Source organism: Corticibacter populi (genome assembly GCF_004217315.1).
In the GTDB taxonomy this organism is placed as follows: domain Bacteria; phylum Pseudomonadota; class Gammaproteobacteria; order Burkholderiales; family Burkholderiaceae_C; genus Lampropedia; species Lampropedia populi.
Window position 1 is genome coordinate 404,360 of the sequence record NZ_SGWR01000005.1, and the last position, 25,879, is coordinate 430,238.

Sequence of the window (25,879 nt, forward strand, 5' to 3'; positions counted from 1 at the left end):
AGCCAGTCGGGACACTATCGCTGTTCGGGTGATCGAGCCGATGGCCTTCAATGGCTTTCATCCTGATCCGCCTTTTTCTTTTCCTCTTCCTTTTCCCTTTCCTTCTTCTGAATCAACCGGAGAGCACTGCCATGAGCGCAACCGTTGGCGGCACCACCGCCCTTGGCGACAACGCCGCAAGACAACTGGCCAACGCCACCAAGACCGCCCCGCAACTGGCCACCATCACGCCGCGGTGGCTGACGCACCTGCTGCAGTGGGTGCCGGTCGAGGCGGGCATCTATCGGGTCAACCAGGTCAAGAACCCCGAGAACATCAAGGTCACCTGCACTGCCAAGGAGCACGAGAACCAGCTGCCGCGCACCTATGTCGACTACGACGAAAAGCCGCGCGAGTACTTCCTCAACGCCGTCTCCACCGTGCTGGATGTGCACACTCGCATCTCCGACCTCTACAGCAGCCCGCACGACCAGATCAAGGAGCAATTGCGTCTGACGATCGAGACGATCAAGGAAAATCAGGAAAGCGAACTGATCAACAACCCCGACTATGGCCTGCTGGCACAGGTGACGGACGAGCAGCGCATCTTCCCGCTCTCGGGCGCACCGACGCCGGACGACCTCGATGAGTTGCTGACCAAGGTCTGGAAGGAACCGGCCTTTTTCCTGGCCCACCCGCTGGCGATTGCCGCCTTCGGCCGCGAGGCCACGCGCCGCGGCACGCCGCCGCCGACGGTGAGCCTGTTCGGTTCGCAGTTCATCACCTGGCGCGGCATTCCGCTGATCCCGTCGGACAAGGTGCCGGTGGCCGACGGCAAGAGCAAGATCCTGCTGCTGCGCGTGGGCGATCGCCGCCAGGGCGTGGTGGGGCTGTTCCAGCCGGGGCTGCCGGGCGAGCAAAGCCCGGGCCTGTCGGTGCGTTTCATGGGCATCAACAACCACGCCATCGCGTCTTATCTGATCTCGCTGTACTGCTCGCTGGCCGTGCTCACGCCCGATGCGCTGGCCGTGCTCGACGACGTCGAGATCAACAGGTACCACGACTATTCCGTGCTCGACACCTACAAGTAACCGGGGGGAAGTGTCTTGACTTCTACCGCAACCTCCAAACCAGCCGGGGCTGGCAGCGCGGATGCGCGCGACGCCGCAGCGCTCCCGCAGGCACCGGAGACGCCGATCGATCCGACTGCGTTGGCGCAGTTGGCCACGGCGTTCTTCCGGGCCCTGCCGGGGGAGGCCGGGTCGCCGGCCGGCCTGCAGTCGGCCAGCGGCGGCGCGGGCGTCACGCCGCTGACGGTGCCGGCCAGCGCAGGTACCGTCAGCAACGAGCTGCCGTTCGGCAAACAGCCCCAGGCCAATCTGGCGCCGGGCGGCTCGCCGCTGGCCAGCCCGTCCGGTACCTCGCCGAATGTGCCTGGCACGCCAATCCCGCAGGGACAGGTGCCGGGGGCCAATTTCATCCCCTCTTCGCATGCGCAGGTGCTGTCGCTGGGCAATCGCGCCGGCGTGGCCTTGCCGCATGCGCAGGCCGGCAATGGCGTGCCGGACAAGGCCTATACCAGCCTGCCGGCCTACGAGCCCAAGCTCGGCGGCATCACCGCCGGTGTGCCAGAGGCGCATGCGGGCACCGGCGCGGCCGCGGCCCAGCACCCTGCCGGCGGCGCCGCGCCGTTCTACTTTTCCGGCGATGACTATGGTGTGCCGTCGCCCGGCGGCGCCGGCACGGACGCGCCTGCGGCGCCCGCCGCAGGCGGGTTCGGGCTGGACGCGTTGAGCCGCCAGGCCATTGCGGCGCTCAATGGGCAGGGCCAGCAGGCCGTGCCCTCGGTGCCGTCGAACCTGCCAGGCGCGGACAGCGCGTCGGCGAGTGCCGCGCCGGCTGGTGCGCCGCAGTACTATTTCGTCGATTCGGTGGTGTTGCCCAGTGGCTATGTGACGCCGGCCAAGCCCCACCCCCACGGCGGGGCGCAGGCGGTGCCACAGGCCGAGCGGGGCCACCGCCCGGCATTCGACGTCAACGCCGTGCGGAGGGATTTTCCGATCCTCTCCGAACGTGTCAACGGCAAGCAACTGGTGTGGCTGGACAACGCCGCCACCACGCACAAGCCGCGCCAGGTGATCGAGCGCATCTCGCACTTCTACGAGCACGAGAACTCGAACATCCACCGCGCCGCGCATGAGCTGGCGGCGCGCGCCACCGACGCCTACGAGCACGCCCGCGAGGTCGTGCGGCGCTTCATCAACGCGCCCGACGTCAACGAGGTGATCTTCCTGCGCGGTACCACCGAGGCCATCAACCTGGTGGCCAAGGCCTGGGGCGGCCAGCACGTGGGCGAGGGCGACGAGATCATCGTCAGCCACCTGGAGCACCACGCCAACATCGTGCCGTGGCAGCAACTGGCGCAGGCCAAGGGTGCCAAGCTGCGCGTGATTCCGGTCGATGACCAGGGCCAGGTGCGGCTGGACGAGTACCAGAAGCTGATCAACGACCGCACCAAGATCGTCTCGGTCGCGCATGTCTCCAACACGCTGGGCACGGTGGTTCCGGTCAAGCAGATCGTCGAGATCGCCAAGCGCCGCGGCATCACCACGGTGATCGATGGCGCGCAGTCGATCGCGCATACGCCGGTCGACGTGCAGGACTTCGGTGCCGATTTCTTCGTGTTCTCCGGGCACAAGATCTTTGGCCCGACCGGCATCGGCGTGCTGTGGGGCCGCCGTGCGGTGCTCGAAGACACACCGCCCTGGCAGGGGGGCGGCAACATGATTGCCGACGTGACTTTCGAGAAAACGGTGTTCCAGCCGCTGCCCAACACCTTCGAGGCCGGCACCGGCAACATCGCCGATGCGGTGGGCTTGGGAGCGGCACTGGAGTATGTCGAGCGCCTGGGCATCGAGAACATCAGCCAGTACGAGCATTCGCTGGTCGATTACGGCATGGCGCAACTGGGTGCCATTCCCGGCCTGCGGCTGATCGGCACGGTGCCTGGCAAGGCCAGCGTGCTGTCTTTCGTGCTCGATGGCTACAGCACCGATGAAGTTGGCCAGGTGCTCAACAGCGAAGGCATTGCGGTGCGCACCGGCCACCACTGCGCCCAGCCGATCCTGCGCCGCTTTGGCGTGGAGACGGCGGTGCGGCCCTCGCTGGCGTTCTACAACACCTTTGGTGAGATCGACCAACTGGTGGCCATCATCCGCCGGCTGGCATCGCAGCGGCGCAGCGGCTGAAGCCATTGCGCATCGGGTGCGTGGCGAGACTTTGAACACGCTCCCGGCGCGCTCGCCCGGCCGGTGACGCAAAGGTGGCGGGAAAGCGGGCGAAAGCCCGCTTTTTTCACGAGAGACGCGCCCTGGGTGTTACTGCATCGTGCCATCTGCGATCAGTGCGGCGTTCTGGCGCAGCAAATCCTGCAGCCATGACTCGAAGACGGCCAGGCGCCGCGAGCGCTGGCGCCGGTGCGGATAGACCAGCGACACCGGCATGGGCGCGGCGCGGTGCGCGGGCATGACTTCCACCAGCGCGCCGCGGCCGAGCAAATGCTGCACATCGAAACGCGGGATCTGGATCAGCCCGAGCCCGGCGATGCAGCAGGCAATGTAGTTCTCGGCCGAGTTGGTGAGCACCCGGCTGGGCAGCGACAGGGCCTGGTCGTGGCCATCCGCGTTCCGGTATTCCCAGGGCATCGCACGGCCGGTGCGTGGCGAGGCATAGCCCACGCAGCAATGGCCTTCGCGCAGTTCAGCCGGACTGTGCGGTTCGCCGTGGTTGCGCAGATAGGCCGGACTGGCGCAGTTGATGAGTTCGAGCTGCCCCAGTGGCCGGGCCACCAGGCTGCTGTCCTGCAACGGACCGATGCGCACGGCGCAATCGACGCCGTCACGCACCAGATCGGTGGTGCGGTCGCTCGAACCCAGCACCAGTTGCAGCTGCGGATGGCGGCGCAGCAGCCCCGGCAGCGCCGGGGCGATCAGGCGGCGTGCGATGCGGCTGGGTGCGTTGATGTGCAGGCGGCCCGCAACCTCTTCCTGCTGGCACGGGCCGAGGAACATCTGCTCGATGTTCTCGGCCTCGGCCAGCAGCGGGCGCAGGCGTTCCATCAACTGGCTGCCATCGTCCGTGAGGCTGACCTGGCGGGTCGTGCGGTTGAGCAGGCGCACCGCCAGGCGGCTCTCCAATTGCTGGATGGCTGCCGATACGGTGGCGCGTGGCAGGTCCAGAGCGTGGGCCGCCTTGATGAAGCTGCCCATCTCCGCCACCTGGACAAACACGCGGTACTGCTCCAAGGGATTCATGCTGACTGCCGGCTGGTGTTGCGGCCGCGGTTTGTCACCCATGAAAACCGCGGTGCGGCAAGGATAGCCGCAAATCGCCGCAAATCACCGCAAGCGCCCGGGGGCTATCAGCGCCTTGTCACGCTCTTGCGGCCTGCCGCTGGCCGCTTACTTGGTGGTGTAGCCGCCGTTGATCAGGATGGTCTGGCCGGTGATCCACCAGCCGTCGCTGGCGAGGTGGCGGATGAACGGCACGACATCCTCGATTTGGGTCAGCCCGGTGGGCGAGCAGGGCGAGAGTGCGGCGGCGCTCTTGTGATAGGCGACGGCCTCGGCGCTTTCCTGACCATAGAAGAAGGGCGTATCCATCGGGCCCGGACCGACCGCATTGACCGAGATGCCGCGAGCGCCCAGCTCCTTGGCGGCCGCGCGGGTGAAGTGTTCCACCGCCGCCTTGGTGCCTGCGTAAGAGGCATAGAAGGGCGTGAAGGCGCCCAGCAGCGAGGTCACCAGCGTGATCACCTTGCCGTGGTCATTGACGTGGCGGCTCGCTTCCTTCAGGAAAAAGAACGCCGATTTGCTGTTGACGGCCGCCATTTCGTCGTATTCGGCCTCGCTGGTCTCGGCAATGGGCTTCTTGAGCACCTTGCCGACGGTGTTGATGGCGATGTCGGGGCGGCCAACTGCCACGAAAGCCTCGGTGAACAGCTTTTCGACGGCGGCGGCGCTGCCGAGATCGGCCTGCAGCGCCACGGCTCTGGCGCCGGTTGCTTCGATGGCCGCCACGGTGGCATCGGCGTCAGCCTTGCTGCTGTCGCTGTGGTAGTGGATGGCCACGGCCTTGGCGCCGTGGGCGGCCAGGTCGCGCGCGATCAGGCCGCCCAGGTTCTTGGCGCCCCCGGCGATGAGGACGACCTTGCCCTCGATGGAATGCTGGCTCATGCGAAAGACTCCTTGATGTGACAGTGCATGGGTGGATGAGGCAGCCAGCGTAGAGGCAAGGGACGCACAGATAAACCGTCCGGGCCTGGATGCATTGTCCAGCCGGACCGAACAATGCCGCGCTACAGCCATCGGTGGCGGTGCGGCACCGTGGTGGACGTGTTCGGTGCAGGTGCCGGCGCGGCATATGCGAATCGGCATATGAGTATATGCGGTCATCGCAAAAAATGTCTTTTCATTCAATGGCTTGAATTTCATTTGCGGCGCATAAGCAAATGAGAAAACTGTCGTGGCGCCGACCGGGCTTTGCCGGTTCAATCGGGGCCTTGTTCATGGTGGGGTGCCGTCTTGCAAGCAGGCTTCTCCCTGCGCTCGCAGCGAATTGCATGCCATTCATTCAGAAGGATTGGGAAGATGATCAGAGACATTCGCCGTTTTCTTGCCGTCAGTGCGTTGGCCCTGGCGGTGCTGCCTGCGGTGGCGGCCGACAAGCTGCGCATCGGCGTGGTGCCGGGCGCCTATGCCGATTCGATCAACGTGGCGGCCAAGGATGCGAAGACGCAGGGCATCGACGTGGAGGTGATCGAATTCACCGACTGGACCACGCCCAATGTAGCGGTCAACAGCGGCGACATCGACATCAACTACTTCCAGCACCAGCCCTTCCTCGACAACGCGGTGCAGAAGAACGGCTTCAAGCTCGCCAGCGCGGGCACCGGCATCCTGGCCAATGTGGGCCTGTATTCGCTCAAGCATCCATCGGTCGGGCAGGTGCCGCAGGGCGGCAAGGTCGGCATCGCCAATGACCCGGTCAACCAGGGGCGCGGCCTGCTGCTGCTGCAGAAGGTGGGGCTGATCACCCTCAAGCCCGATGTCGGTTACCTGGGCACCATCGACGACATCGTCGAGAACCCCAGGAAGCTGAGCTTCACCGAAGTGGAAGGGCCGCAACTGGTGCGCATCACCGGGGATGTGGACATCGCGCAGGGGTACCCCCACTTCATCGTCGCCGCCAAGGCCTTCGACCCGTCCAGCGGCCTGGCGTACTCGGGCATCGAGGATGCGCAGTTCGCCATCCAGTTCGTCGTCAAGGACGACCGCGTGCAGGACCCGGTGGTGCAGAAGTTCATCCAGATCTACCAGAACTCGCAGGCCGTCAGGGACGAGACGCACCGCGCCTTCTCCAATGACGACCGGCTCTACACGCTCGCCTGGCTGAAGAAGTGAGACCGGTGGATGCCATCAAGAGCGCGCAATGACGTGAAAGGAGTGCGGATGCCATTCAAATGCAAGTCGTGGCTGGTATGGCTGGGGGCAATGGCTTTGGCCGCCGCTGGCCATGCCAGCGAGATCGTGCGGGTCGGCTCGACGCCGGGCGCCACCTCGGATGCCGTCGAAGCCCTGGTTGCCGAGGCCAGGGAGCAGGGGTTGGACGTGCGGTTGATCGAGTTCACCGACTGGACGCTGCCCAACGAAGCCTTGAACAACGGCGACATCGATCTGAACTTCTTCCAGCACCAGGCCTTTCTGGAGAACGCCGTGCGCGAGCGTGGCTACCGGATCGAGCTGATCGGCCTGGGCCTGCTGCAGAACATCGGCCTGTATTCGAACCGGATCCGGTCGCTCGATGCTATTCCCGATGGCGCGCGGGTGTCGGTGCCCAATGACCCGGTGAACCAGGGGCGTGGACTGTTGCTGCTGCAAAAGGCCGGGCTGATCACGCTCAGGAATGGCGAGGACACGGGCGCCACCGTCAATGACGTGGTGGGCAATCCGAAACACCTCCGCCTCTTCGAGATCGAAGGCCCGCAGCTCATCCATTCGCTGCAGGATGTGGACCTGGCGGTGGTCTGGCCCAGCTACTTCGTGAACGCCGGCAAGAAGGAGCAGGCCAGCGAGGCGCTGGTGTATTCGGGCATCGCCGATACCTATTACGCCATGGGGTTTGCAGCGCGCTCGGACCGCAAGGACGAGCCCCGACTGCGCCGTTTCGTCGAGCTGTTCCAGAACTCGCCGAAGGTGCGCGAGGTGATCGATGCGCGTTTCGACCACAACAAGAACCTCTACACGCTGCCCTGGCAGCGCTGAGACCAGGGCAGGAGAGCATCCCATGTCAAGTTCATTCGCATTGCGCCGCAGCCTGGACCATCTGGCCGAGGTGTTCGTTGACGCCGATGACGCGTCCGCAGCGCCTGCCGCATCAGGCCCGGGCGAGGTCGGGCCTCAGGCTGCGGCAGCCGGTGGCGCGGTGTCGTTCAGGAAGGTCTCCAAGTTCTACCCATCGTCCGGCGGGGCCGTGCATGCGCTGGCGGACATCAGCCTGGAGGTGCCCGCAGGCAGCATATTCGGCATCATCGGACGCAGCGGCGCGGGCAAGTCGAGCCTGCTGCGCACCATCAACCGGTTGGAGAAACCCAGCAGCGGACAGGTGATCGTCGACGGCGTGGACATTGGCACGCTGGGCGAGGCCGAACTCGTTGCGCTGCGCCGGCGCATCGGCATGATCTTCCAGCACTTCAACCTGCTCTCGGCCAAGACCGTGTACGAGAACGTGGCGCTGCCGCTGCAGGTGGCGGGAGTGCCCCGGGCCGAAGTCACGCGGCGCGTGAACGAACTGCTGGCGCTGGTGGGCCTGCAGGACAAGCACCACGTGCGCCCGGCGCGTCTCTCGGGCGGGCAAAAGCAGCGCGTGGGCATTGCCCGTGCGCTCGCCACCGGCCCGGAGATCCTGCTGTGTGACGAAGCCACCTCGGCCTTGGACCCGGAGACCACGCAATCCATACTGCAACTGCTGCGGGACATCAACCGGCGTCTGGGCATCACGGTGATCCTGATCACCCACGAGATGAGCGTGATCAGGGAAATTGCGGACCAGGTGCTGGTGCTCGAGCAAGGGCGGATTGCCGAGCTGGGCGCAGTCTGGAAGGTTTTCGGGGCACCGCAGCACGAGGCCACCAGGGCCTTGCTGGCGCCGCTGCAGCATGGCCTGCCCGATGACCTGCAGACGCGGCTGGTCAAAGAGGCGCCACAGGCGGGGCGCTACGAACAGATCCTGCAGCTCTCCTACAGCGGCGAGGGAGGGCTGGAGCCCGACCTCGTGCGCATCGGCCAGGCGCTGCCTGGTGTGCGGCTGCTGCACGGCGGTGTCGACCGCATCCAGGGCCACGCGCACGGGCGCCTGTTGCTGGCCGTCGATGGCGCGGCGGTGCTGCCCGACCTCCATGCACTCACGCAAGGCGCGGGTGCCATTGCCCACCATATCGAGGTGCTCGGTTATGTCCCTGAATCTGTCCATTCCCATTGAACGCTACTGGCAGGCCCTGCTCGATACGCTGACCATGGTCGGCGTATCGGCCGGCATCGCCTTTGCCGCCGGGGTGCCATTGGCCATTTTGCTGATCGTCACCGCGCCGGGCGGCTTTCTCGAATCGCCCAAGGTCAATCGTGTGGTCGGCAGCGTGGTCAACGGCTTTCGTGCCACGCCTTTCATCGTGCTGCTGGTGGCCTTGATTCCATTCACGCGGCTGGTGGCGGGCACGACGATCGGCGTGTGGGCGGCCATCGTGCCACTGGCGATCAGCGCCACGCCGTTCTTTGCGCGGATTGCGGAGGTGAGCCTGCGCGAGGTTGATCCGGGCCTGATCGAGGCGGCGCAGGCGATGGGTTGCAAGAAGTGGCACATCATCCGCCACGTCTACCTGCCCGAGGCGCTGCCGGGGATCATCGGCGGCTTCACGATCACGCTGGTGGCGCTGATCAGCTCTTCGGCAATGGCCGGGGCCGTGGGTGCCGGCGGGCTTGGCGACCTGGCAATCCGCTACGGCTACCAGCGCTTTGACACGCAGGTGATGCTGATCGTCATCGCCGTGCTGATCGCGCTGGTGACCATCGTGCAGGCCAGCGGCGATTACTACGCGCGCTGGTTGCGCAACCGCTGAGCGGCGGCGCGCACCCGGCGGTGCTTTTCTGACCGTTCCCGCGCCGCCGCGGGAGCGACCCGCAGGCCCATGTGGTCCTGGCGGGAACAGGCCAGCGGCTTGCGCCGCTGCCATGACTTCCACCCGTTTTGACCCCTGTTTGATGAGGCACCGAATGACACACGCGGATGCTCAGGGCAGCGCATTGCCCGCAGAACCGATTTCCACCAGGGCAGACGCTGCCACGCACCTGCCCTTGCCGCCACGACCGCCGCGCCGGATCGCCGGCGAGGCCGAGGCCTTGCAGAGCGCTGCCGAACTGGCCGAGGCATTCCGCGCCGGCGCCGCCGAGCGCGACCGCGAGCGCCGCCTGCCCTGGGACGAGATCGAGCGCTACACCGCCAGTGGCCTGGGCACCATCACCATCCCGAAGGCGCATGGCGGGCTGGGTGCCTCGAACGAGACCCTGGCACAGGTGTTCGCCACCATCTGCGCAGCCGATCCGTCGCTCGGGCAGATTCCGCAGAACCATTTCGCCATCATCCAGAACCTCAAGGACACCGGCACCGAGGCACAGCAGCACCGCTGGTTTGCCGATGTGTTGGCGGGCCACCGCCTGGGCAATGCGGGGCCGGAGCGCAAGAGCCGCGCCGCCCGCATCACCGATGTCACGGCCCGCCTGCAGCGCGATGCGCAGGGGCGGCTGAGGGTCAGCGGCAGCCGTTTCTACTCGACCGGCGCGATCTTCGCGCACTGGATTCCGTTTCGGGCGCTGGACGAGGAGGGCCGCGGCGTGCAGGTCTGGGTGCGGCGCGATGCGCCGGGCGTGCAGGTCATCGACGACTGGGACGCCTTCGGCCAGCGTACCACCGCCAGCGGCAGCGTGGTGTTCGAGCAGGTGCCGGTCGAGGCGGAGGATGTGGTGGAGGTCTGGCGCCATGCCGAGCGGCCGACGCTCTCGGGGCCGGTTTCGCAACTGATCCAGGCCGCCATCGACGCCGGCATTGCGAAAGGGGCGCTGCAGGATGCGCTGCGCTTCGTGCGCGAGAAAAGCCGGCCGTGGATGGATTCCGGCGTCGACAGCGCCAGCGCGGACCCGCACCTCATCCAGGAGGTGGGGCAGTTGCAGATCGAGGTCGATGCTGCCCATGCCGTGCTGCTGGAGACGGCGCGGCGGCTGGATGCGCTTGCGGCTGGCCCGGTCGATGCCGAGGCCAGCGCGCAGGCTTCGGTGGCGGTGGCCGAAGCCAAGATCCTGACGACCGAGGCGGCGCTGCATGCCAGCGAGCAGCTCTTCGCGCTGGCGGGCTCCTCGGCCACGCGCGCTGCCCACAACCTCGATCGCCATTGGCGCAATGCCCGCGTGCACACGCTGCACGACCCGGTGCGCTGGAAATACCACTTGCTGGGCAATTACCTGCTCAACGGCGTGGCGCCCCGGCGCCACCAATGGAACTGAGCGCAGAGAACCGAACGCAGAGGGAGAAGGAAAACCCATGACCAAGCATTCCCCATCGGAGCATTCCGCCGTGGCCGCACCGCTGTCGTACGCCATCGGCAGCCATCCGGAGCCGGCTGCGCTGCCGCAGGCGCCGGCCCATCGCATCCGCGACGAGGCCGAGGCGCTGCAGGCGGCCCAGACATTCGCCGCGGCCATCGCGCCCGGAGCGCAGCAACGTGACCGCGAGCGCATTTTGCCCTGGGCCGAGGTCGAGCGCTTCAGCCAGAGCGGGCTGTGGGGCATCACCATTCCGCGCGAATACGGCGGCGCGGGCGTCTCCACGGGCGTGCTGACGCAGGCGGTGGCCTCCATCGCGGCGGCCGATGGCAATTTCGGCCATATCCCGCAGAACCACTATTACGCGCTGGAGGTGCTGCGCGTGGGCGGCACGCACGCACAAAAGCAGTTCTTCTACGAGCGCGTGCTTGCCGGCGAGCGGCTGGGCAATGCGCTGGCCGAGATCGGCCACAAGGATTTCAAGCGCCGCACGCAACTGCTGCGCGAGGCCGGCGGCTGGTTCGTCAGCGGCCGCAAGTTCTATTGCACCGGCGCCATCTATGCGCACTGGATTCCCACGCTGGTGAGCGCGCAGGAGGAGGCCGGCGAGCGCATGTACCTGGTGTTCGTGCCGCGCAGCGCGCCGGGCGTGACCATCACGGATGACTGGGACGGCTTCGGCCAGCGCGTCACCGGCAGCGGCTCGGTGCAGTTCGAGCGGGTGCGCGTCGAGCCCGAGTGGGTGGTGCCATTCAGCAGTTCGTTCGAGCAGCCCACCACCATCGGTCCGTTCGCGCAGATCATCCATGCGGCGCTGGACGTGGGCATCGGCCACGGCGCCTTCGCCGCGACGCTGCCGTTCATCCGCGAGCATGCCCGGCCCTGGATCGACTCCGGCGTTGAGCGCGCCAGCGACGATCCGCTGCTGCTCGAGCAACTGGGCAACGTGCACCTGCGCTTGCGCGCGGCCGACGCGTTGATCGCCCGCGCGGCACGCATTGTTGACGCGGCGCAGCAGCACCCCACGGAGGACAGCGTGGCCGAGGCCTCCATTGCCGTGGCCGGAGCCAAGGCCCTGAGCACCACGGCCAGCCTGCTGGCGGGCGGCAAGCTCTTCGAGCTGGCGGGAACCGCCTCCACACTGGCCGAGCACGGCCTGGACCGCTTCTGGCGCAATGCCCGCACGCACACCTTGCACGACCCGGTGCGCTGGAAGTACCACGCCATTGGCAACCACGCGCTCAATGGCGTGCGCCCGCCGCGGCACGGAGCGCTGTGATGAGCCGCACACCGATCATCCTCAACGCCTTCAACATGAACAGCGTGGGGCACATCAACCACGGCCTGTGGACGCACCCGCGCGACCAGTCGAGCCACTACCACACGCTGGAATACTGGACCGATCTGGCGCGCGAGCTCGAGCGCGGCCTGTTCGACGGGCTGTTCATCGCCGACATCGTCGGCGTCTACGACACCTACGGGCAATCGGCCGAGGTGACGCTGCGCGAATCCGTGCAGTTGCCGATCAACGACCCGACGCTGGTAGTGCCGGCGATGGCGGCGGTGACGCAGTACCTGGGCTTTGGCGTCACTGTCAACCTCAGCTACGAGCAGCCCTACCTGCTGGCGCGGCGCTTCTCGACGCTCGACCACCTCACGCGCGGCCGCGTGGGCTGGAACATCGTCACCGGCTACCTGGACTCGGCCGCCCGCGCCATGGGCCAGCCGCAGCAGCTCGCGCACGATGAGCGCTACGACCGTGCCGACGAGTTCCTCGACGTGCTCTACCAGCTCTGGGAAGGCAGTTGGGCCGACGACGCGGTGCGGCGCGACCGCACGCAGCGCATCTTTGCCGATCCGCGGCGCGTGCGGCCGGTGCAGCACCATGGCCGCTATTTCGACGTCGAGGGCTACCACCTGGCCGAGCCCTCGCCGCAGCGCACGCCGGTGCTATTCCAGGCCGGCAGCTCCGGCCGTGGCCTGCGCTTTGCGGCACGCCATGCCGAATGCGTGTTCATGGCGATTCAGGACAAGGCCGCCACCGCCGCGCTGGTGCGCCAGTTGCGCGAGGAAGTGGTGCGCGCCGGCCGCCAGCCGGGTGACGTGAAGGTGCTGGTCGGCATCACGCCGGTGGTGGGGCGCACCCCGCGCGACGCCGAGGAGAAGTACCGCGAATACTGCCGCCACGCCAGCCCGGAAGCGGCACTGGCGCACCTGGCGGCCACCGCCGGCATCGACTTCTCCGCCTACCAGCGCGATACCCCGCTGCTGGCCCAGCACAAGAGCAACGGCATCGAGAACAGCATCCGCCGCCTTGCCGGTGGCCGCGAGCATTACACGCTGGGCAACCTGCTCGACGAACTGGCGCTCGGCGGGCGCTATGCCACGGTGGTGGGCGATGCCGGGCAGATCGCGGGCGAGCTGCAGTCCTGGGTGGACGAGGCCGGTGTCGACGGCTTCAACATCGCCCGCACCGTGGTGCCCGAGAGCTTCACCGATTTCATCGACCTGGTCGTGCCCGAACTGCAGTCGCGCGGTCTGCACAAGCGGGCTTACGAGGGCGGCACGCTGCGCCACAAGCTGTTCGGCCAGGGCGACCGCCTGCCCGCCCGCCATCCGGTGGATGGATGGCGCTTCCGCGCCGCCGCCCCATCTCTCCAACCCGAAGCTGTCCATCCCTGATCCCATGACCGACCAACACATTCCCGCATCCGCATCTCCACGCGCCGCCGTGCCCGGCGCGCGCCGCCGCTTCCTGTCCACGTCGCTCTCCGCCATCGCAGCGGTGGCCACCAGCGCCTGGCTGCCGCAGGCCGTCGCCAGCAGCGGCGATGGCAAGGTCCTGAAAGTGGGCGTGACCTCCGGGCCGCACGAGCAGATCTTCGAGGCCGTCAAGAAGGTGGCCGAGCGCGACTACGGCTTGAAGATCGAGATCATCTCGTTCAGCGACTACGTGTTGCCCAATGCCGCGCTGGATGCGGGCGACCTCGATGCCAACAGCTTCCAGCACGGTCCGTTCCTGCAGGCGGCGATCCGTGCGCGCGGCTACAAGCTGGCCGGCTTTGGCCGCACCTGGGTGGGGCCGATCGCGCTGTTCTCCAAACGCTACCAGCGCCTGGACCAGTTGCCCGAGAAGGCGCAGATCTCGATCCCGAATGACCCGGCCAATGGCGGACGTGTGCTGCTGCTGCTGGAGAAGGGTGGGTTGATCAAGCTCAGGCCCGGCATCGATCCGGTCACCGGCGTGTTCGCCTCGACGCAGGACATCGTCGAGAACCCGCGCGGCCTGCGCTTCGTCGAGCTGGAATCGCCGTTGCTGGTGCGTTCGCTCGATGACGTCGATGCCGCCGCCATCAATGCCGACTATGCCTACAAGGCCGGCCTGAACCCGGTGCGCGACTCGCTGCTGGCCGAGGGCGCCGAGAGCCCCTACGTCTGCCTGATCGCCGTGCAGGAGAAGAACAAGGACCAGCCCTGGGTGCAGCAGCTCGTGCGGGCCTACCAGACCGACGAGGTGCGCGATTTCATCCTCAAGGAATTCGATGGCGTCGTCATCCCGGCGTTTTGAGTCCGTCGTTTTTGCGCGTTCTTCCCATTTCATCCAACCATTCATTGAAACCAGCCATGTCCCACCCACGCATCCTCAAAAACCTTCTCGCATCTCTGGCTGTCGCCTCGCTGGCGTTTTCCGCCATGGGAACGGCGCTGGCGGCGCCGTTGAAAATCGGTGTCGTGCCCGGCGTGTTTGCCGATTCGGTTGAGGTCGCCGCGCAAGAGGCGAAGAAGCAGGGGCTGGACGTGCATGTCGTCGAGTTCACCGATTGGGCCACGCCCAACGTCGCGCTCAATGCCGGCGACATCGACCTGAACTATTACCAGAACAGCAACTACCTCGCCAACGCGGTGCGCGACACCGGCTTTGTCATCAGCAGCGTGCAGTCGGGCATTCTTTCGTTCCTGGGGCTGTACTCGCTCAAGCACGCCTCGCTGGCGGACATTCCCGAGGGCGGCCGCGTCGCCATCGGCAGCGATGCCGTCAATCTGGGGCGCGGCCTGCGTCTGGTGGAGTCCGCCGGCCTGATCAAGCTGCGGGAGGGCACCGGCCTGCTGAGCACGACCAGCGACATTATCGAGAACCCCAAGAAGCTGCGGTTCGTGGAAGTCGAAGGTCCGCAACTGGTACGCACCACGCCCGATGTCGATCTGGCGGTCGGCTATCCCTACTTCATCCTGGCCTCGAATGCGTTCGACGCCACCAAAGGGCTGGCCTACACCAGCTACGAGGACGACTCCTGGGCGATCCACTTCGTCGCGCGCAACGACAAGAAGAACGACCCGCGCATCGCGCAGTTCCTGGAGATCTACAAGACCTCACCGGCGGTGCGCAAGAGCATCCACGACTTCTACCGCAATGAGCAAAAGCTTTACCGCCTGACCTGGTTGAAGGACTGACGGCATGACCCGTTTGCCGAGGAGCACGCTGTCATGAGCCAGCCAAAGCACATCCACGTCAACGCGTTCAACATGAACTGCGTCGGCCACATCCACCACGGCCTGTGGACGCACCCGCGCGACCGCTCGACCGAGTACCACACGCTGAAGTACTGGACGGACATCGCCAGGATCCTCGAAAAAGGCCTGTTCGACGCGCTCTTCATCGCCGACGTGATCGGCTACTACGACGTCTACCAGCAGGGCGTGGACCTGACGCTGCGCGAGGGCATCCAATTGCCGGTGAACAACCCGTGGCTGCTGGTGTCGGCCATGGCGGCGGTGACCGAGCACCTGGGCTTTGGCGTCACCGCCACCGTCAGCGCCGAGCACCCGTATACCTTTGCGCGTGATGTGACCACGCTCGACCAGCTCAGCAATGGCCGCATCGGCTGGAACATCGTCACCGGTTATGTGGACAGCGGCGCGCGCGGCCTGGGACGCGACAGCCTCGATGAGCACGACACGCGCTATGACCGTGCCGACGATTTCCTCGCACTGGCCTACAAGCTCTGGGAAGGCAGTTGGGAAGATGGCGCGGTGATCGCCGACAAGGCGCGCCGCATCCACGCGCTGCCGGACAAGGTGCATGCCGTGCAGCACGAGGGGCCGTACTACCGCGCCAACGCCATCCACATGAGCGCGCCCTCGCCGCAGCGCACGCCGCTGCTGTTTCAGGCCGGCACGTCCGAGCGTGGCCGGCGCTTTGCCGGCCAGCATGCCGAGGGCATTTTCATTGGCGCGCGCGATCCGGCGGCGGCGCGTGCGTCGTCGCGCCAGCTCAGGCAGGCGGCCATCGACGCCGGGCGTGCGGCGGATGACGTGAAGATTTATGCGGGCGTGGCCGTCGTCACAGGCCGGACCGAGGCCGAGGCGCGCGAGAAGTACGAGGATTACCTTGCCCATGCCAACCCGGAGGGCGGGCTGGCGCACTTTGCGGCCAGCACCGGCATCGACTTCGCGCAATACGACCTCGACGAGCCCATCGCCTATGGCAACAGCAACGCCATCCAGTCGGCCGGCCAGGCCGCGCAGCAGGCCGGCCTGAGCACGCGTCGGCAATTGCTGGAGCAGTTCAAGCTGGGCAGCCGCTACAACACCATCGTTGGCACACCGGCACAGGTGGCCGACCGGCTCACGCAGTGGATCGACGAGGGCGAGATCGACGGCTTCAACCTCACGCGCATCGTCGTGCCCGAGACCTGGGAGGATTTTGCCGAACTGGTCGTGCCCGAGCTGCAGGACCGCGGCCGCTACAAGACCGCCCATGGCGAGGGCACGCTGCGCCAGCAGCTGTTCGGCCACGGCGACCGCTTGCCCGCGCGGCACCCGGCGGCGCAATGGCGCCGGTCCTGAACGGCAGGTCGCATTTCCCCGCATTCCTGCCTGTCCCACCGAATCCCACCGCATCTCATCGAAAAAGGACATCTCCATGCTTGGACCATTGCGCAAGGCCGTTTGGCTGGCTGTCGGCGCCGCGTTGTTCTCGGGAGCCGCCTGGGCGGCGCCGCTGAAGATCGGCGTTACGCCGGGAGCGATTGCCGACTCCATCGAAACCGCCGCCGAGGAGGCCCGCCAGCAGGGCCTGGAGGTCGAGGTGGTCGAATTCTCGGAATGGCGCGGCCCCAACACCGCGCTGGCGGCGGGCGACCTCGATGCCAACTATTTCCAGCACCTGCCGTTTCTCGCCAATGCCGCCCGGGACGGCAACTACCGCTTCGCGCCGGTGGCTGTCGGGCTGCTGCCCAACGTCGGTCTGTTCTCTCTGAAGGTATCCAGCTTCGCGGACCTGACCGAAGGCGCCCGCGTGGCGGTGGCCAGCGACCCGGCCAACCAGGGCCGTGGCCTGCTGTTGCTCGAGCGTTCCGGGCTGATCGCGCTGGCGCCGGGCAAGGGTGCGGCGGCGACCCTCGATGACGTCACCGCCAACCCTAAGAAGCTGCGCTTCGTCGAGGTGGACGGGCCGCAGCTGGTGCGTTCGCTCGAGGATGTGGACCTGGCCTATGGCGTGACCTCGCACTATGTGGCCGCGGGCAAGGCCGATATCGCCGATCGCCATGGGCTGCTGTTCTCGGGCGTGGACGACGTGCAATGGGCCATCCACTTCGTCACCCGCGAGGACAACCAGGACGACGCGCGCCTGCGCAAGTTCATCGAGATCTACCACAGTGCCCCCGCGGTGCGCGAGCGCATCCATGCCTCGTATGCGAACAACGACAGGTTCTATTCGCTGCCCTGGGTGAAGTAAATGCCTTCGCATCTGCATCTGCATCCACATCCGCGCACGCAAAAGGCCACGCCATCATGACAACAACCCCATTCAACCCTCCCTCCATCGCCGAATTGCAGGCGCGGTTTCGCCCCGTGTTCGCGCGCATTGCCGAAGGTGCCGCCGCGCGCGAGCATACGCGCACGCTGGCGTATGAGCCCATCGCCTGGCTGCGCGAGGCCGGTTTCACACGGCTGCGCGTGCCGCCGCATTTCGGCGGCCTGGGCGCCAGCGTCGAGCAACTGTTCGCGCTGCTGGTGGAGTTGGCCGAGGCCGACTCGAACGTCGCGCAGATCCTGCGCCCGCACCTGGGCTTCGTCGACCGCCTGCTGATCGACCGCGATGCGGCCACGCAGGCGCGCTGGCTGCCGCTGGCGGGGCAGGGCGCCATTTTTGGCAATGCCACCACCGAGACCGGTGGCGGTACGGTCGGTGAGTTGCAGACCACGCTGGTGCCCGATCCCGAGCGGCCCAGTGGCTGGCTGCTCGATGGCCGCAAGTTCTACAGCACCGGCACGCTCTATGCCGACTGGGTCACTGTGGTGGCGCGCACCGTGGTGCCGGGCCGCGCCGATGAAACCGTGCATGCGCTGGTGGAGACCACCGCGCCGGGTGTCGAGCGGCTGGACGACTGGCATGGCTTCGGCCAACGCCTGACGGCTTCGGGCACCACCGTGCTGCGGCAGGTGCGGGTGGTCGAGGACGCGTTGATCCGTTTTCCGCGCCAGCAGCCCACGCCGCTGGTGGCCTACTTCCAGCTGGTGCATCTGGCCACGCTGGCGGGCATTGCACGTGCGCTGCAGCGCGATGCGGTGGCCTATGTCCGGGCGCGTAAGCGCGTCTTCAGCCATGGCAGTGCCACCTTGCCCAAGGACGATCCGCTGGTGCAGCAAATCGTCGGCGAGCTGGCCAGCACCGCCTATCTGGCCGGACTGGTGGTGCGCGACGTGGCGGCGGAGCTGGGTCGCATCGCCCGCGTGCGGGTAGCAGGCGAAGACGTGAGCAAGGCCGAACTCGATGCCCTGGAGCTGCGCACCGCGCAGGCCCAGGTGGCGGTGGCCGAGCCGGTGCAGCGCGCCGCCGCGCGCCTGTTCGACGTCGGCGGCTCCAGCGCGCTGGCCGAGGATCTGCGGCTCGACCGCCACTGGCGCAACGCGCGCACCCTGGCTTCGCACAACCCGGTGGTCTACAAGGCCCGCTCGGTCGGCGACATCCTGCTCAACGATGCCGAGCCGGTGTACTACTGGAACGTTGGCGTGGCGGCGCCATGACTCCGGGAGCAGGCTCGTGACGCGGGGAACACCACAGGGCATGGACCGGGGCTGGCGGGATGCGGCGGGGCAGGGCGAGCCACTGCGGCCCTTGCTCGACGTTCGCGGACTGGACGTGCATTTCGGCGCGCAGCACGCCGTGCAGGCGCTGGATTTGCAGATCCGGGCGGGCGAGACGCTGGCGCTGGTGGGCGAATCCGGCTGCGGCAAATCGACCACGGCGCTGGCCATCCTGCGGCTGCTCTCGCCGCGCGCGCGGCTGGCGGGCAGCATCCAGTTCGAGGGCCGCAACCTGCTGGCGCTGCGCGAGCGGGAGCTGGCGCAGGTGCGCGGCAATGCCATCTCCATCATCTTCCAGGAGCCGATGACCTCGCTGAACCCGGTGCTGTCCATCGGCGCGCAGGTGGTCGAGGCGATCACCCTGCACCAGCCGCTCTCGCGCCAGGCCGCCAAGGCCCGCGCGCTGGCGTTGCTGGAGCTGGTGCGCCTGCCGCAACCCGGCCAGCGTTTTGACGATTACCCGCACCAGCTCTCGGGCGGCCAGCGTCAGCGCGTGATGATTGCGATGGCCGTGGCCAGCAAGCCCAAACTGCTGATTGCCGACGAGCCCACCACCGCGCTCGACGTGACCATCCAGGCGCAGATCCTGCAACTGATTGACGATCTGCGGCGCGAGCTGGGCATGGCAGTGCTGTTGATCACGCATGACCTGGGCGTGGTGGCGCAATGGGCCGATCGCGTGGCGGTGATGTACGGCGGCCAGAAGCTGGAGGAAGGCCCGGCTGCGCAGGTGTTCACCCATCCCGCCAGCACCTACACGCAGGGCTTGCTGGGCGCCTCGCTGCATGGCAACCAGGGCATCCACTACCGCACGGCGCGGCTGGCCGAGATCCGCCACCATGCGGATGGCGCGTTCGAGCTGCAGCGCCCGCCGGTGCGCGAGGCGGCAGATGCGCCGCGCCTGCCGGAGCCGGCGCCTGGCAAGCCGTTGCTGGAGGTTGAGAACCTGCAGATCAGCTACCCGTCGGCCGGCGCCGTGGTGCAGGCGGTGCGTGGCGTGTCGTTCGCCATCGCGCGTGGCGAGACGCTGGGGCTGGTGGGCGAATCCGGCTGCGGCAAGTCCAGCCTGTCGCGCGCCATCGTGCGGCTGGCGCAGGCCCAGGCGGGCCGCGTGCGGTTCGACGGCGCGGATCTGCTGCCGCTCTCGCGCCGCGCCTTGCTGCCGTGGCGGCGGCGCGTGCAGATGATCTTCCAGGATCCGTACAGCTCGCTCAACCCGCGCCAGCGCATCGAGGACATCCTGGGCCATGCGCTGGCCATCCACGGCGTAAAGGACCGGGCCGAGCGCGCGCGGCGCATCACCGCCATCCTCGACGACGTGGGCTTGCCAGCCGCAGCACGGTTGCGCTACCCGCATGAATTCTCCGGCGGCCAGCGCCAGCGCATCGGCATCGCGCGCGCGCTGGTGCTGCGGCCCGAACTGGTGATCTGCGACGAGCCGGTCTCGGCGCTGGACGTTTCGGTGCAGGCGCAGATCCTGAACCTGCTGGTCGATCTCAAGGACGCCTATGGCCTGGCCTACCTGTTCATCTCGCACGACCTGGCGGTGGTGCGCTACATCGCCGACCGCGTGCTGGTGATGCACGCCGGGCAAATCGTCGAGGCCGGCAACGTCGAGCAGGTCTGGCAGCAGCCGCAGCATCCGTATACCCGCACGCTGCTGGCGGCTGCGCCCGGCCACGGCGCCGGTTTGGCAACCACGGAGACACCGCTGGCGCAGCAGCGTTTTGGCTGAGCCGCCGCTGCACCGACCACCTATCCACAGGAGCATTTCCATGTCCGATTCGCACCGTCCCGATCACGCTTGCGAAGACGAGCGCGTCTTCCTCGACATCCAGCGCCGCACCCTGTTCGGCCTGACCGGCGCGCTGCTGGCCGGCGGCCTGCTGGCGACGCTGGCTGGCCGTGCCGCGCACGCACAGGCGTTGCCGCAGACCAGCACCGCCGATGGCGCCCGGCGCGGCGGCACGCTGGATGCGGTGATCCACCCTGAGCCGCCATCGCTGGCGTTCTTCATCAACACGGCATCGCCCACGCGCGCCGTGGTCAGCAAGATCTTCGACGGCCTGCTGGACTATGGGCCGGACTTCGTTCCGCGCCCGCAACTGGCCGAGAACGTGCAGGTCTCCGCCGATGGCCTGAGCTGGACGCTCCAACTGCGCAAGGGCGTGTTCTGGCACGACGGCACGCCGTTCACGTCGGCCGACGTACAGTTCTCCGCCGAGGAAATCTGGCGGCAGTACGCCCCGACCGGCCGCCGCGTGTTTCGCAACCTGAGCCGTGTGGAGGCGCCCGATGCGCACACCGTCATCCTGACGCTGTCACAACCGGCGCCGGTGATCATCAACGCGCTGGACGTGGTGGCCGCGCCGGTGCTGCCCAAACACATCTACGAAGGCACCGACATCCCCAACAACCCGCACAACAACCACCCGGTCGGCACCGGCCCGTTCGTGTTCAAGGAATGGCAGCGCGGCAGCCACATCCGGCTGGAGAAGTTCGACAAGTACTGGCAAGAGGGCCGCCCGTACCTGGACGGCATCACCTGGAAGATCATCCCCGACGTCTCGGGCCGTGCCAACGCGCTGGAGACCGGCGTGGTGCAGTATGGCGAGCGCAACCCGGTGACCTTCGCCGATGCCGACCGGCTGGCCAAATCCGACAAGCTGGTCGTCAGCACCGACGGCTACAACGGCTTTTCCGGCTGGTACTGGCTGCTGCCGAACCTGCGCCATCCGATCCTGGGCAAGCCCCAGGTGCGCCAGGCCATCCTGCATGCCATCAACCGTGATCTGTTGGTCAAGACCGTCTGGGGCGGCTATGCGGTGCCGGCGACGGGCCCGATTACGTCGCAACTCAAGACGTTCTACACGCCCGATACGCCGCAATACCCGTTCGACCGCAAGAAGGCTGAGGCGCTGCTGGACGAGGCCGGCTACCCCAAGCAAGCCGATGGCTGGCGCTTCAAGCTCACGCACGATTTCATCCCCTATGGCGACGACTACCGCCGCACCGGCGAATTCGTGCGCCAGGCGCTGCGCGCCATTGGCATCGACGTGACCTTGCGCAGCCTGGACTTGCCGACCTGGCTGACCAACGTCTTCCGCGATTACGACTATGAATTGGCCAGCTCCTGGAGCGTCAACTGGCAAGACCCGCAACTCGGCGTGGAGCAGCACTACTGGTCCAAGGCCGAATCCAAGGGCACGCCATGGCAGAACGCCTCCGGCTACGCCAGCGCCGGGTTCGACCAGTTGGTCGAGGCCGCCCAGGTCGAGACCGATACCGCCCGGCGTGTGCAACTGTGGCAGCAGATCCAGCATCTGGCACAGGCCGACCTGCCGCTGATCAACCTGTTCGAGTTCCGCTGGTTCGGCGTGTGGGACAAGCGCCTGCGCAACGTCACCGACACCTACATCCACAGCCAGCACAACTTCGCCCAGGTCTGGTTCGACCCAAAGGCCTGAAGCGCCGCTTCTTCCTTCACTGACGCATTGACGAGGTATCCACCATGAGCCGTAAACCTGACCTGCCCCACGCGTTCAACGACGACGCGCAAGATGCAGTCTTCCTCGAAATCCAGCGCCGCACCCTGTTCGGCCTGACCGGCGCGCTGCTGGCCGGTGGCCTTCTCAGCAGCCTGCCCGCGCGCATCGCCCATGCGCTGACCGAGCCGCTGCCCAACACCGTCGAAGGCGCCACGCCCGGCGGCATCCTCGAAGCCGTGGTGCATCCGGAGCCGCCCACGCTGGCGTTCTTCATCAACACCTCCACGCCAGGGCGGGCCGTCAGCAGCAAGATCTTCGACGGCCTGCTGGACTACGGCCCCGACCTGCAGCCGCGCCCGCAACTGGCCGAGAGCGTCGAGCCCTCCGCCGACGGCCTGACCTGGATCTTCAAGCTGCGCAAGAACGTGTTCTGGCACGACGGCACGCCGTTCACGTCGGCCGACGTGAAGTTCTCCGCCGAGGTGATCTGGAAGGAGTACGCGCCCACGGCGCGGCGCATCTTCCAGCATCTGACGAAAGTGGAGGCGCCGGACGACCACACCGTCATCCTGACGCTGGCCAAGCCCACGCCGGTCATCATCAACGCGTTGGACGTGGTGGCCGCGCCGGTGTTGCCCAAACATTTGTACGAGGGCACAGACATTCCGAACAACCCGCACAACAACAACCCTGTCGGCACCGGGCCGTTCGTGTTCAAGGAGTGGCAGCGCGGCAGCCACATCCGGCTGGAGAAGTTCGGCCAGTACTGGCAGGAAGGCCGCCCCTATCTGGATGGCATCACCTGGAAAATCATCCCCGACGTCTCGGGCCGCGCCAACGCGCTGGAGACCGGTGTGGTGCAGTACGGCGAGCGCAACCCGGTGACCTTTGCCGATGCCGACCGGCTGGCGAAATCGGACAAGCTGGTGGTCAGCACCGACGGCTACAACGGCTTTGCCGGCTGGCTGTGGCTGATTCCCAACCTGCGCCGCCCCATCACCGGCAATCTGAAGGTGCGCCAGGCCATCCTGCATGCGATCAACCGCGACCTGCTGGTCAAGACCGTCTGGGGCGGCTATGCGGTGCCGGCCACCGGGCCGGTCTCCTCGCTGCTCAAGACCTTCTACACGCCCGATACGCCGCAGTATCCGTTCGATCGCAAGAAGGCCGAGGCACTGCTCGACGAGGCCGGCTACCCCAAGCAGGCCGATGGCTGGCGTTTCAAGCTCAACCACGATTTCATCCCGTTCGGTGACGACTACCGCCGCACCGGCGAATTCGTGCGTCAGGCGCTGCGCGCCGTCGGCATCGACGTCACCCTGCGCGCGCTGGATCTGGCGACCTGGACCAAGAACGTCTTCGCCGACTACGATTTCGACCTGATCAGCTCCTGGGGCATCAACTGGCAAGACCCGCAAATCGGCGTCGAGCAGCACTACTGGTCGAAGGCCGAATCCAAGGGCACGCCGTGGTTCAACGCCTCGGGCTATGCCAGTGCCGAGGCCGACCGCTTGCTCGAGGCCGCGCAGACCGAGACCGACCAGGCCAAGCGCATCGCCCTCTACCAGGAGTTCCAGAAGCTGGCGCAGCAGGATTTGGGCTTGCTCAACATCTTCGAATTCCGCTGGTTCGGCGTGTGGGACAAGCGCGTGCGCAACGTCACCGACACCTTCAACCACAGCCAGCACAACTTCGCGCGCATCTGGCTGGACCAGAACGCCTGAAAGGCCAGAGCGCCATGAACGTGTTGCTTGCGCTGCTGCGCCGCCTGCTGCAACTGGCTGGCATCGTGCTGGCCATCGCGGTGCTGAACTTCGCGCTGCTCAAGGCCTTGCCGGGCGATCTGGTGGATGTGATCGCCAGCGAGAGCGGCAGCGTCACGCCGGAGTATGTGGCGCAACTGCGCCAGCTCTACGGACTGGATCGCAGCACGCTGGAGCAGTTGGTGGCCTACGTGGGCCGGCTGGCGCAGGGCGATCTGGGCTACTCGTTCCGCTTTGGCGAGCCGGTGCTGGAGCTGGTGCTGCAACGGCTGCCGCCCACGCTGGCGCTGGTGGGCAGTGCGCTGCTGCTGTCGGTCGGCGGCGGCATCCTGCTGGGCATTGCCTCGGCGCGCAAGCCGCATGGGCTGGCCGATACCGTCATCTCGGGTCTGGCGACGCTGGGCTATTCGGCGCCGATGTTCTGGACCGCGCTGATGCTGATCGTGCTGTTCGGCGTGCAGCTCGAATGGCTGCCGATCGGCGGCATCCGCGACATCAGCGCCAACCACAGCGGCTGGCGCGCCGCGTGGGATCTGCTGACGCATCTGGTGCTGCCGGTGCTGACGCTGTCGATCTACTACGTCGCCGTCTATGCGCGGCTGGCGCGCGCCTCGTTCATCGAGACGCTGGCCGAAGACTACATCCGCACCGCCAAGGCCAAGGGCGCGCGCGAGTGGCGCGTGGTCTTCCGCCACGCGCTGCGCAATGCCGTGCTGCCGGTGCTGACCATGCTGGGCGTGCAAAGCAGCGCGCTGCTGGGCGGCTCCATCGTGGTCGAGACGGTGTTCGGCTGGCCGGGCCTGGGCCAGCTCTCGTTCGAGGCCATCAAGAGCCGCGACATCCCGGTGCTGCTGGCGGTACTGCTGTTCAGCGCCGTGTTGGTGGTGCTCTCCAACATCCTGGTCGATCTGGCGCAGGCCTGGCTGGACCCGCGCGTGCGCAAACCCCGCAAGGCCGCAGCGCAGACACCCACAACCGATGCGCAGGAGTTCGCATGAAACGCTGGTATCTGCAACCCTCGATCCTGCTGGGCGGGCTGATCCTGCTGCTGGTGGCCGGCGCCGCGCTGCTGGCCGGCTGGCTGTACCCCGACGATCCGCTCGACATGGTCGGCGCGCCCTACACCTGGCCGGGCAGTGATGCGGCCACGCCCCTGGGCACCGACCTGATGGGCCGCGACCTGCTGGCCGGGCTGGTGCACGGTGCGCGCGTGTCGCTGCTGGTGGGCGTGTCCTCGGCCATCATCTCTTTGTTGATCGGCATCACCGTGGGCGCATTGGCGGGCTTCTATGGCGGCTGGGTCGATGCGGTGCTCACGCGCATTACCGAGTTCTTCCAGACCATCCCGGCCTTCCTGCTGGCCATCATCCTGGTGGCCATCCTGGAGCCTTCGGTCAAGACCATCGTGTTCGCGCTGGGCGTGACCTCGTGGACCAGCATCGCCCGGCTGGTGCGCAGCGAGTTCATCGCCCTGCGCGAGCGCGAGTTCGTGCGCGCCAGCATCGCCCTGGGCGCCAGCGATGCGCACGTGGTGCTGCGCGAGATCCTGCCCAACGCCTGGACGCCGGTGGTCGTCTCCACCGCGCTGCTGGTGGCCAACGCCATTCTGTCGGAAGCGGGTTTGTCCTTCCTGGGCCTGGGCGATCCGAACGTGGTGAGCTGGGGCTCGATGATCGGCCTGGGCCGCGACGCACTGCGCACCGGCTGGTACATGACGGCCATCCCCGGCCTGGCCATCGTGCTGACGGTGCTGGCGCTGAACCTGCTGAGCGACGCGCTGCACGGCGCGCTGAACCCGAAGCTGCGGCGCGGCCGGTGATTCTGCTTGCTGCCCAAGAGAGGGTACTTGAACAGTTTTTGCATGATTTGCTGCTGCGAGGAAAAGCCGCTGCTGCGGCTGCTGCCGGCC

General features: G+C 67.0%; 21 protein-coding genes. 19 read left to right on the top strand and 2 right to left on the bottom strand.

Annotation, left to right across the window (positions count from 1 at the left end; all coding sequences use genetic code 11):
- Window positions 1-131: 131 nt before the first annotated feature.
- Together EV687_RS18420 and EV687_RS18425 are read left to right on the top strand one after the other, a co-directional pair.
- Window positions 132-1,070, top strand: a complete 939-nt coding sequence (locus EV687_RS18420; RefSeq protein WP_122225814.1) for a family 2A encapsulin nanocompartment shell protein — start codon at window positions 132-134, stop codon at window positions 1,068-1,070.
- A 15-nt stretch (window positions 1,071-1,085) separates the two neighbouring features.
- Complete coding sequence (locus EV687_RS18425) at window positions 1,086-3,227, top strand: family 2A encapsulin nanocompartment cargo protein cysteine desulfurase (RefSeq protein ID WP_170164183.1); 2,142 nt, start codon at window positions 1,086-1,088, stop codon at window positions 3,225-3,227.
- A 129-nt stretch (window positions 3,228-3,356) separates the two neighbouring features.
- Here EV687_RS18425 and EV687_RS18430 read toward each other — a convergent pair whose 3' ends face one another.
- Window positions 3,357-4,292, bottom strand: a complete 936-nt coding sequence (locus EV687_RS18430; protein WP_122227023.1) for a LysR family transcriptional regulator — start codon at window positions 4,290-4,292, stop codon at window positions 3,357-3,359.
- 147 nt (window positions 4,293-4,439) lie between these two features.
- Window positions 4,440-5,213 (bottom strand): SDR family oxidoreductase, encoded by a 774-nt coding sequence (locus tag EV687_RS18435; protein WP_122225815.1) that lies wholly within the window; start codon window positions 5,211-5,213, stop codon window positions 4,440-4,442.
- Window positions 5,214-5,627: 414 nt separating this feature from the next.
- On the opposite strand from EV687_RS18435, the gene EV687_RS18440 reads away from it, so the two are divergent.
- The 17 genes from EV687_RS18440 (at window position 5,628) to EV687_RS18520 (ending at window position 25,789) form a co-directional block, all read left to right on the top strand.
- On the top strand, window positions 5,628-6,440 hold the full coding sequence (locus EV687_RS18440) for a MetQ/NlpA family ABC transporter substrate-binding protein (RefSeq protein WP_122225816.1): 813 nt from the start codon (window positions 5,628-5,630) through the stop codon (window positions 6,438-6,440).
- Between the two features lie 48 nt (window positions 6,441-6,488).
- Entirely contained in the window at window positions 6,489-7,301 is an 813-nt protein-coding gene (locus tag EV687_RS18445) for a MetQ/NlpA family ABC transporter substrate-binding protein (RefSeq protein WP_122225817.1), read from the top strand.
- A 22-nt stretch (window positions 7,302-7,323) separates the two neighbouring features.
- A complete protein-coding gene (locus EV687_RS18450) occupies window positions 7,324-8,517 on the top strand; it encodes a methionine ABC transporter ATP-binding protein (RefSeq protein ID WP_122225818.1) in 1,194 nt (397 codons plus the stop codon).
- A complete protein-coding gene (locus EV687_RS18455) occupies window positions 8,489-9,151 on the top strand; it encodes a methionine ABC transporter permease (RefSeq protein WP_122225819.1) in 663 nt (220 codons plus the stop codon). Before EV687_RS18450 ends, EV687_RS18455 begins: the two co-directional genes overlap by 29 nt.
- 154 nt (window positions 9,152-9,305) lie before the next feature.
- Complete coding sequence (locus tag EV687_RS18460; protein WP_122225820.1) at window positions 9,306-10,589, top strand: SfnB family sulfur acquisition oxidoreductase; 1,284 nt, start codon at window positions 9,306-9,308, stop codon at window positions 10,587-10,589.
- A gap of 37 nt (window positions 10,590-10,626) precedes the next feature.
- Window positions 10,627-11,907: an SfnB family sulfur acquisition oxidoreductase gene (locus EV687_RS18465; protein WP_122225821.1), complete on the top strand. Its 1,281-nt coding sequence runs from the start codon at window positions 10,627-10,629 to the stop codon at window positions 11,905-11,907.
- Complete coding sequence (locus tag EV687_RS18470; protein WP_122225822.1) at window positions 11,907-13,310, top strand: LLM class flavin-dependent oxidoreductase; 1,404 nt, start codon at window positions 11,907-11,909, stop codon at window positions 13,308-13,310. The genes EV687_RS18465 and EV687_RS18470 overlap by 1 nt, the downstream gene beginning before the upstream one ends.
- Window positions 13,311-13,314: 4 nt before the next feature.
- Window positions 13,315-14,196, top strand: coding sequence for a MetQ/NlpA family ABC transporter substrate-binding protein (locus EV687_RS18475; protein WP_122225823.1), 882 nt, complete (start codon window positions 13,315-13,317; stop codon window positions 14,194-14,196).
- A gap of 56 nt (window positions 14,197-14,252) precedes the next feature.
- Entirely contained in the window at window positions 14,253-15,080 is an 828-nt protein-coding gene (locus tag EV687_RS18480) for a MetQ/NlpA family ABC transporter substrate-binding protein (protein ID WP_122225824.1), read from the top strand.
- A gap of 33 nt (window positions 15,081-15,113) precedes the next feature.
- The gene (locus EV687_RS18485) at window positions 15,114-16,475 is read left to right on the top strand and encodes an LLM class flavin-dependent oxidoreductase (RefSeq protein ID WP_122225825.1); all 1,362 of its coding nucleotides are present in this window, start codon (window positions 15,114-15,116) and stop codon (window positions 16,473-16,475) included.
- Window positions 16,476-16,551: 76 nt separating this feature from the next.
- The gene (locus EV687_RS18490) at window positions 16,552-17,367 is read left to right on the top strand and encodes a MetQ/NlpA family ABC transporter substrate-binding protein (protein ID WP_122225826.1); all 816 of its coding nucleotides are present in this window, start codon (window positions 16,552-16,554) and stop codon (window positions 17,365-17,367) included.
- A gap of 56 nt (window positions 17,368-17,423) precedes the next feature.
- Entirely contained in the window at window positions 17,424-18,659 is a 1,236-nt protein-coding gene (locus EV687_RS18495; protein WP_122225827.1) for an acyl-CoA dehydrogenase family protein, read from the top strand.
- 40 nt (window positions 18,660-18,699) lie between these two features.
- Window positions 18,700-20,454 (top strand): ABC transporter ATP-binding protein, encoded by a 1,755-nt coding sequence (locus EV687_RS18500; protein WP_122225828.1) that lies wholly within the window; start codon window positions 18,700-18,702, stop codon window positions 20,452-20,454.
- Window positions 20,455-20,494: 40 nt separating this feature from the next.
- Entirely contained in the window at window positions 20,495-22,186 is a 1,692-nt protein-coding gene (locus tag EV687_RS18505; protein WP_122225829.1) for an ABC transporter substrate-binding protein, read from the top strand.
- Between the two features lie 44 nt (window positions 22,187-22,230).
- Window positions 22,231-23,931 carry an ABC transporter substrate-binding protein gene (locus EV687_RS18510; RefSeq protein ID WP_122225830.1) on the top strand — a complete coding sequence of 567 codons (1,701 nt, stop codon included), beginning with the start codon at window positions 22,231-22,233 and terminating at the stop codon, window positions 23,929-23,931.
- Window positions 23,932-23,945: 14 nt separating this feature from the next.
- Window positions 23,946-24,968, top strand: coding sequence for an ABC transporter permease (locus tag EV687_RS18515; protein WP_122225831.1), 1,023 nt, complete (start codon window positions 23,946-23,948; stop codon window positions 24,966-24,968).
- Complete coding sequence (locus EV687_RS18520; RefSeq protein ID WP_122225832.1) at window positions 24,965-25,789, top strand: ABC transporter permease; 825 nt, start codon at window positions 24,965-24,967, stop codon at window positions 25,787-25,789. The genes EV687_RS18515 and EV687_RS18520 overlap by 4 nt, the downstream gene beginning before the upstream one ends.
- The last annotated feature ends 90 nt before the right edge of the window (window positions 25,790-25,879 follow it).

Excerpts from the sequence above, each read along its gene's own strand:
- EV687_RS18420 (WP_122225814.1), top strand. The coding sequence starts at position 132 with ATGAGCGCAACCGTTGGCGGCACCACCGCCCTTGGCGACAACGCCGCA.
- EV687_RS18430 (WP_122227023.1), bottom strand. The coding sequence starts at position 4,292 with ATGAATCCCTTGGAGCAGTACCGCGTGTTTGTCCAGGTGGCGGAGATG.
- EV687_RS18435 (WP_122225815.1), bottom strand. The coding sequence starts at position 5,213 with ATGAGCCAGCATTCCATCGAGGGCAAGGTCGTCCTCATCGCCGGGGGC.
- EV687_RS18440 (WP_122225816.1), top strand. The coding sequence starts at position 5,628 with ATGATCAGAGACATTCGCCGTTTTCTTGCCGTCAGTGCGTTGGCCCTG.
- EV687_RS18445 (WP_122225817.1), top strand. The coding sequence starts at position 6,489 with ATGCCATTCAAATGCAAGTCGTGGCTGGTATGGCTGGGGGCAATGGCT.
- EV687_RS18450 (WP_122225818.1), top strand. The coding sequence starts at position 7,324 with ATGTCAAGTTCATTCGCATTGCGCCGCAGCCTGGACCATCTGGCCGAG.
- EV687_RS18455 (WP_122225819.1), top strand. The coding sequence starts at position 8,489 with ATGTCCCTGAATCTGTCCATTCCCATTGAACGCTACTGGCAGGCCCTG.
- EV687_RS18460 (WP_122225820.1), top strand. The coding sequence starts at position 9,306 with ATGACACACGCGGATGCTCAGGGCAGCGCATTGCCCGCAGAACCGATT.
- EV687_RS18465 (WP_122225821.1), top strand. The coding sequence starts at position 10,627 with ATGACCAAGCATTCCCCATCGGAGCATTCCGCCGTGGCCGCACCGCTG.
- EV687_RS18470 (WP_122225822.1), top strand. The coding sequence starts at position 11,907 with ATGAGCCGCACACCGATCATCCTCAACGCCTTCAACATGAACAGCGTG.
- EV687_RS18475 (WP_122225823.1), top strand. The coding sequence starts at position 13,315 with ATGACCGACCAACACATTCCCGCATCCGCATCTCCACGCGCCGCCGTG.
- EV687_RS18480 (WP_122225824.1), top strand. The coding sequence starts at position 14,253 with ATGTCCCACCCACGCATCCTCAAAAACCTTCTCGCATCTCTGGCTGTC.
- EV687_RS18485 (WP_122225825.1), top strand. The coding sequence starts at position 15,114 with ATGAGCCAGCCAAAGCACATCCACGTCAACGCGTTCAACATGAACTGC.
- EV687_RS18490 (WP_122225826.1), top strand. The coding sequence starts at position 16,552 with ATGCTTGGACCATTGCGCAAGGCCGTTTGGCTGGCTGTCGGCGCCGCG.
- EV687_RS18495 (WP_122225827.1), top strand. The coding sequence starts at position 17,424 with ATGACAACAACCCCATTCAACCCTCCCTCCATCGCCGAATTGCAGGCG.
- EV687_RS18500 (WP_122225828.1), top strand. The coding sequence starts at position 18,700 with ATGGACCGGGGCTGGCGGGATGCGGCGGGGCAGGGCGAGCCACTGCGG.
- EV687_RS18505 (WP_122225829.1), top strand. The coding sequence starts at position 20,495 with ATGTCCGATTCGCACCGTCCCGATCACGCTTGCGAAGACGAGCGCGTC.
- EV687_RS18510 (WP_122225830.1), top strand. The coding sequence starts at position 22,231 with ATGAGCCGTAAACCTGACCTGCCCCACGCGTTCAACGACGACGCGCAA.
- EV687_RS18515 (WP_122225831.1), top strand. The coding sequence starts at position 23,946 with ATGAACGTGTTGCTTGCGCTGCTGCGCCGCCTGCTGCAACTGGCTGGC.
- EV687_RS18520 (WP_122225832.1), top strand. The coding sequence starts at position 24,965 with ATGAAACGCTGGTATCTGCAACCCTCGATCCTGCTGGGCGGGCTGATC.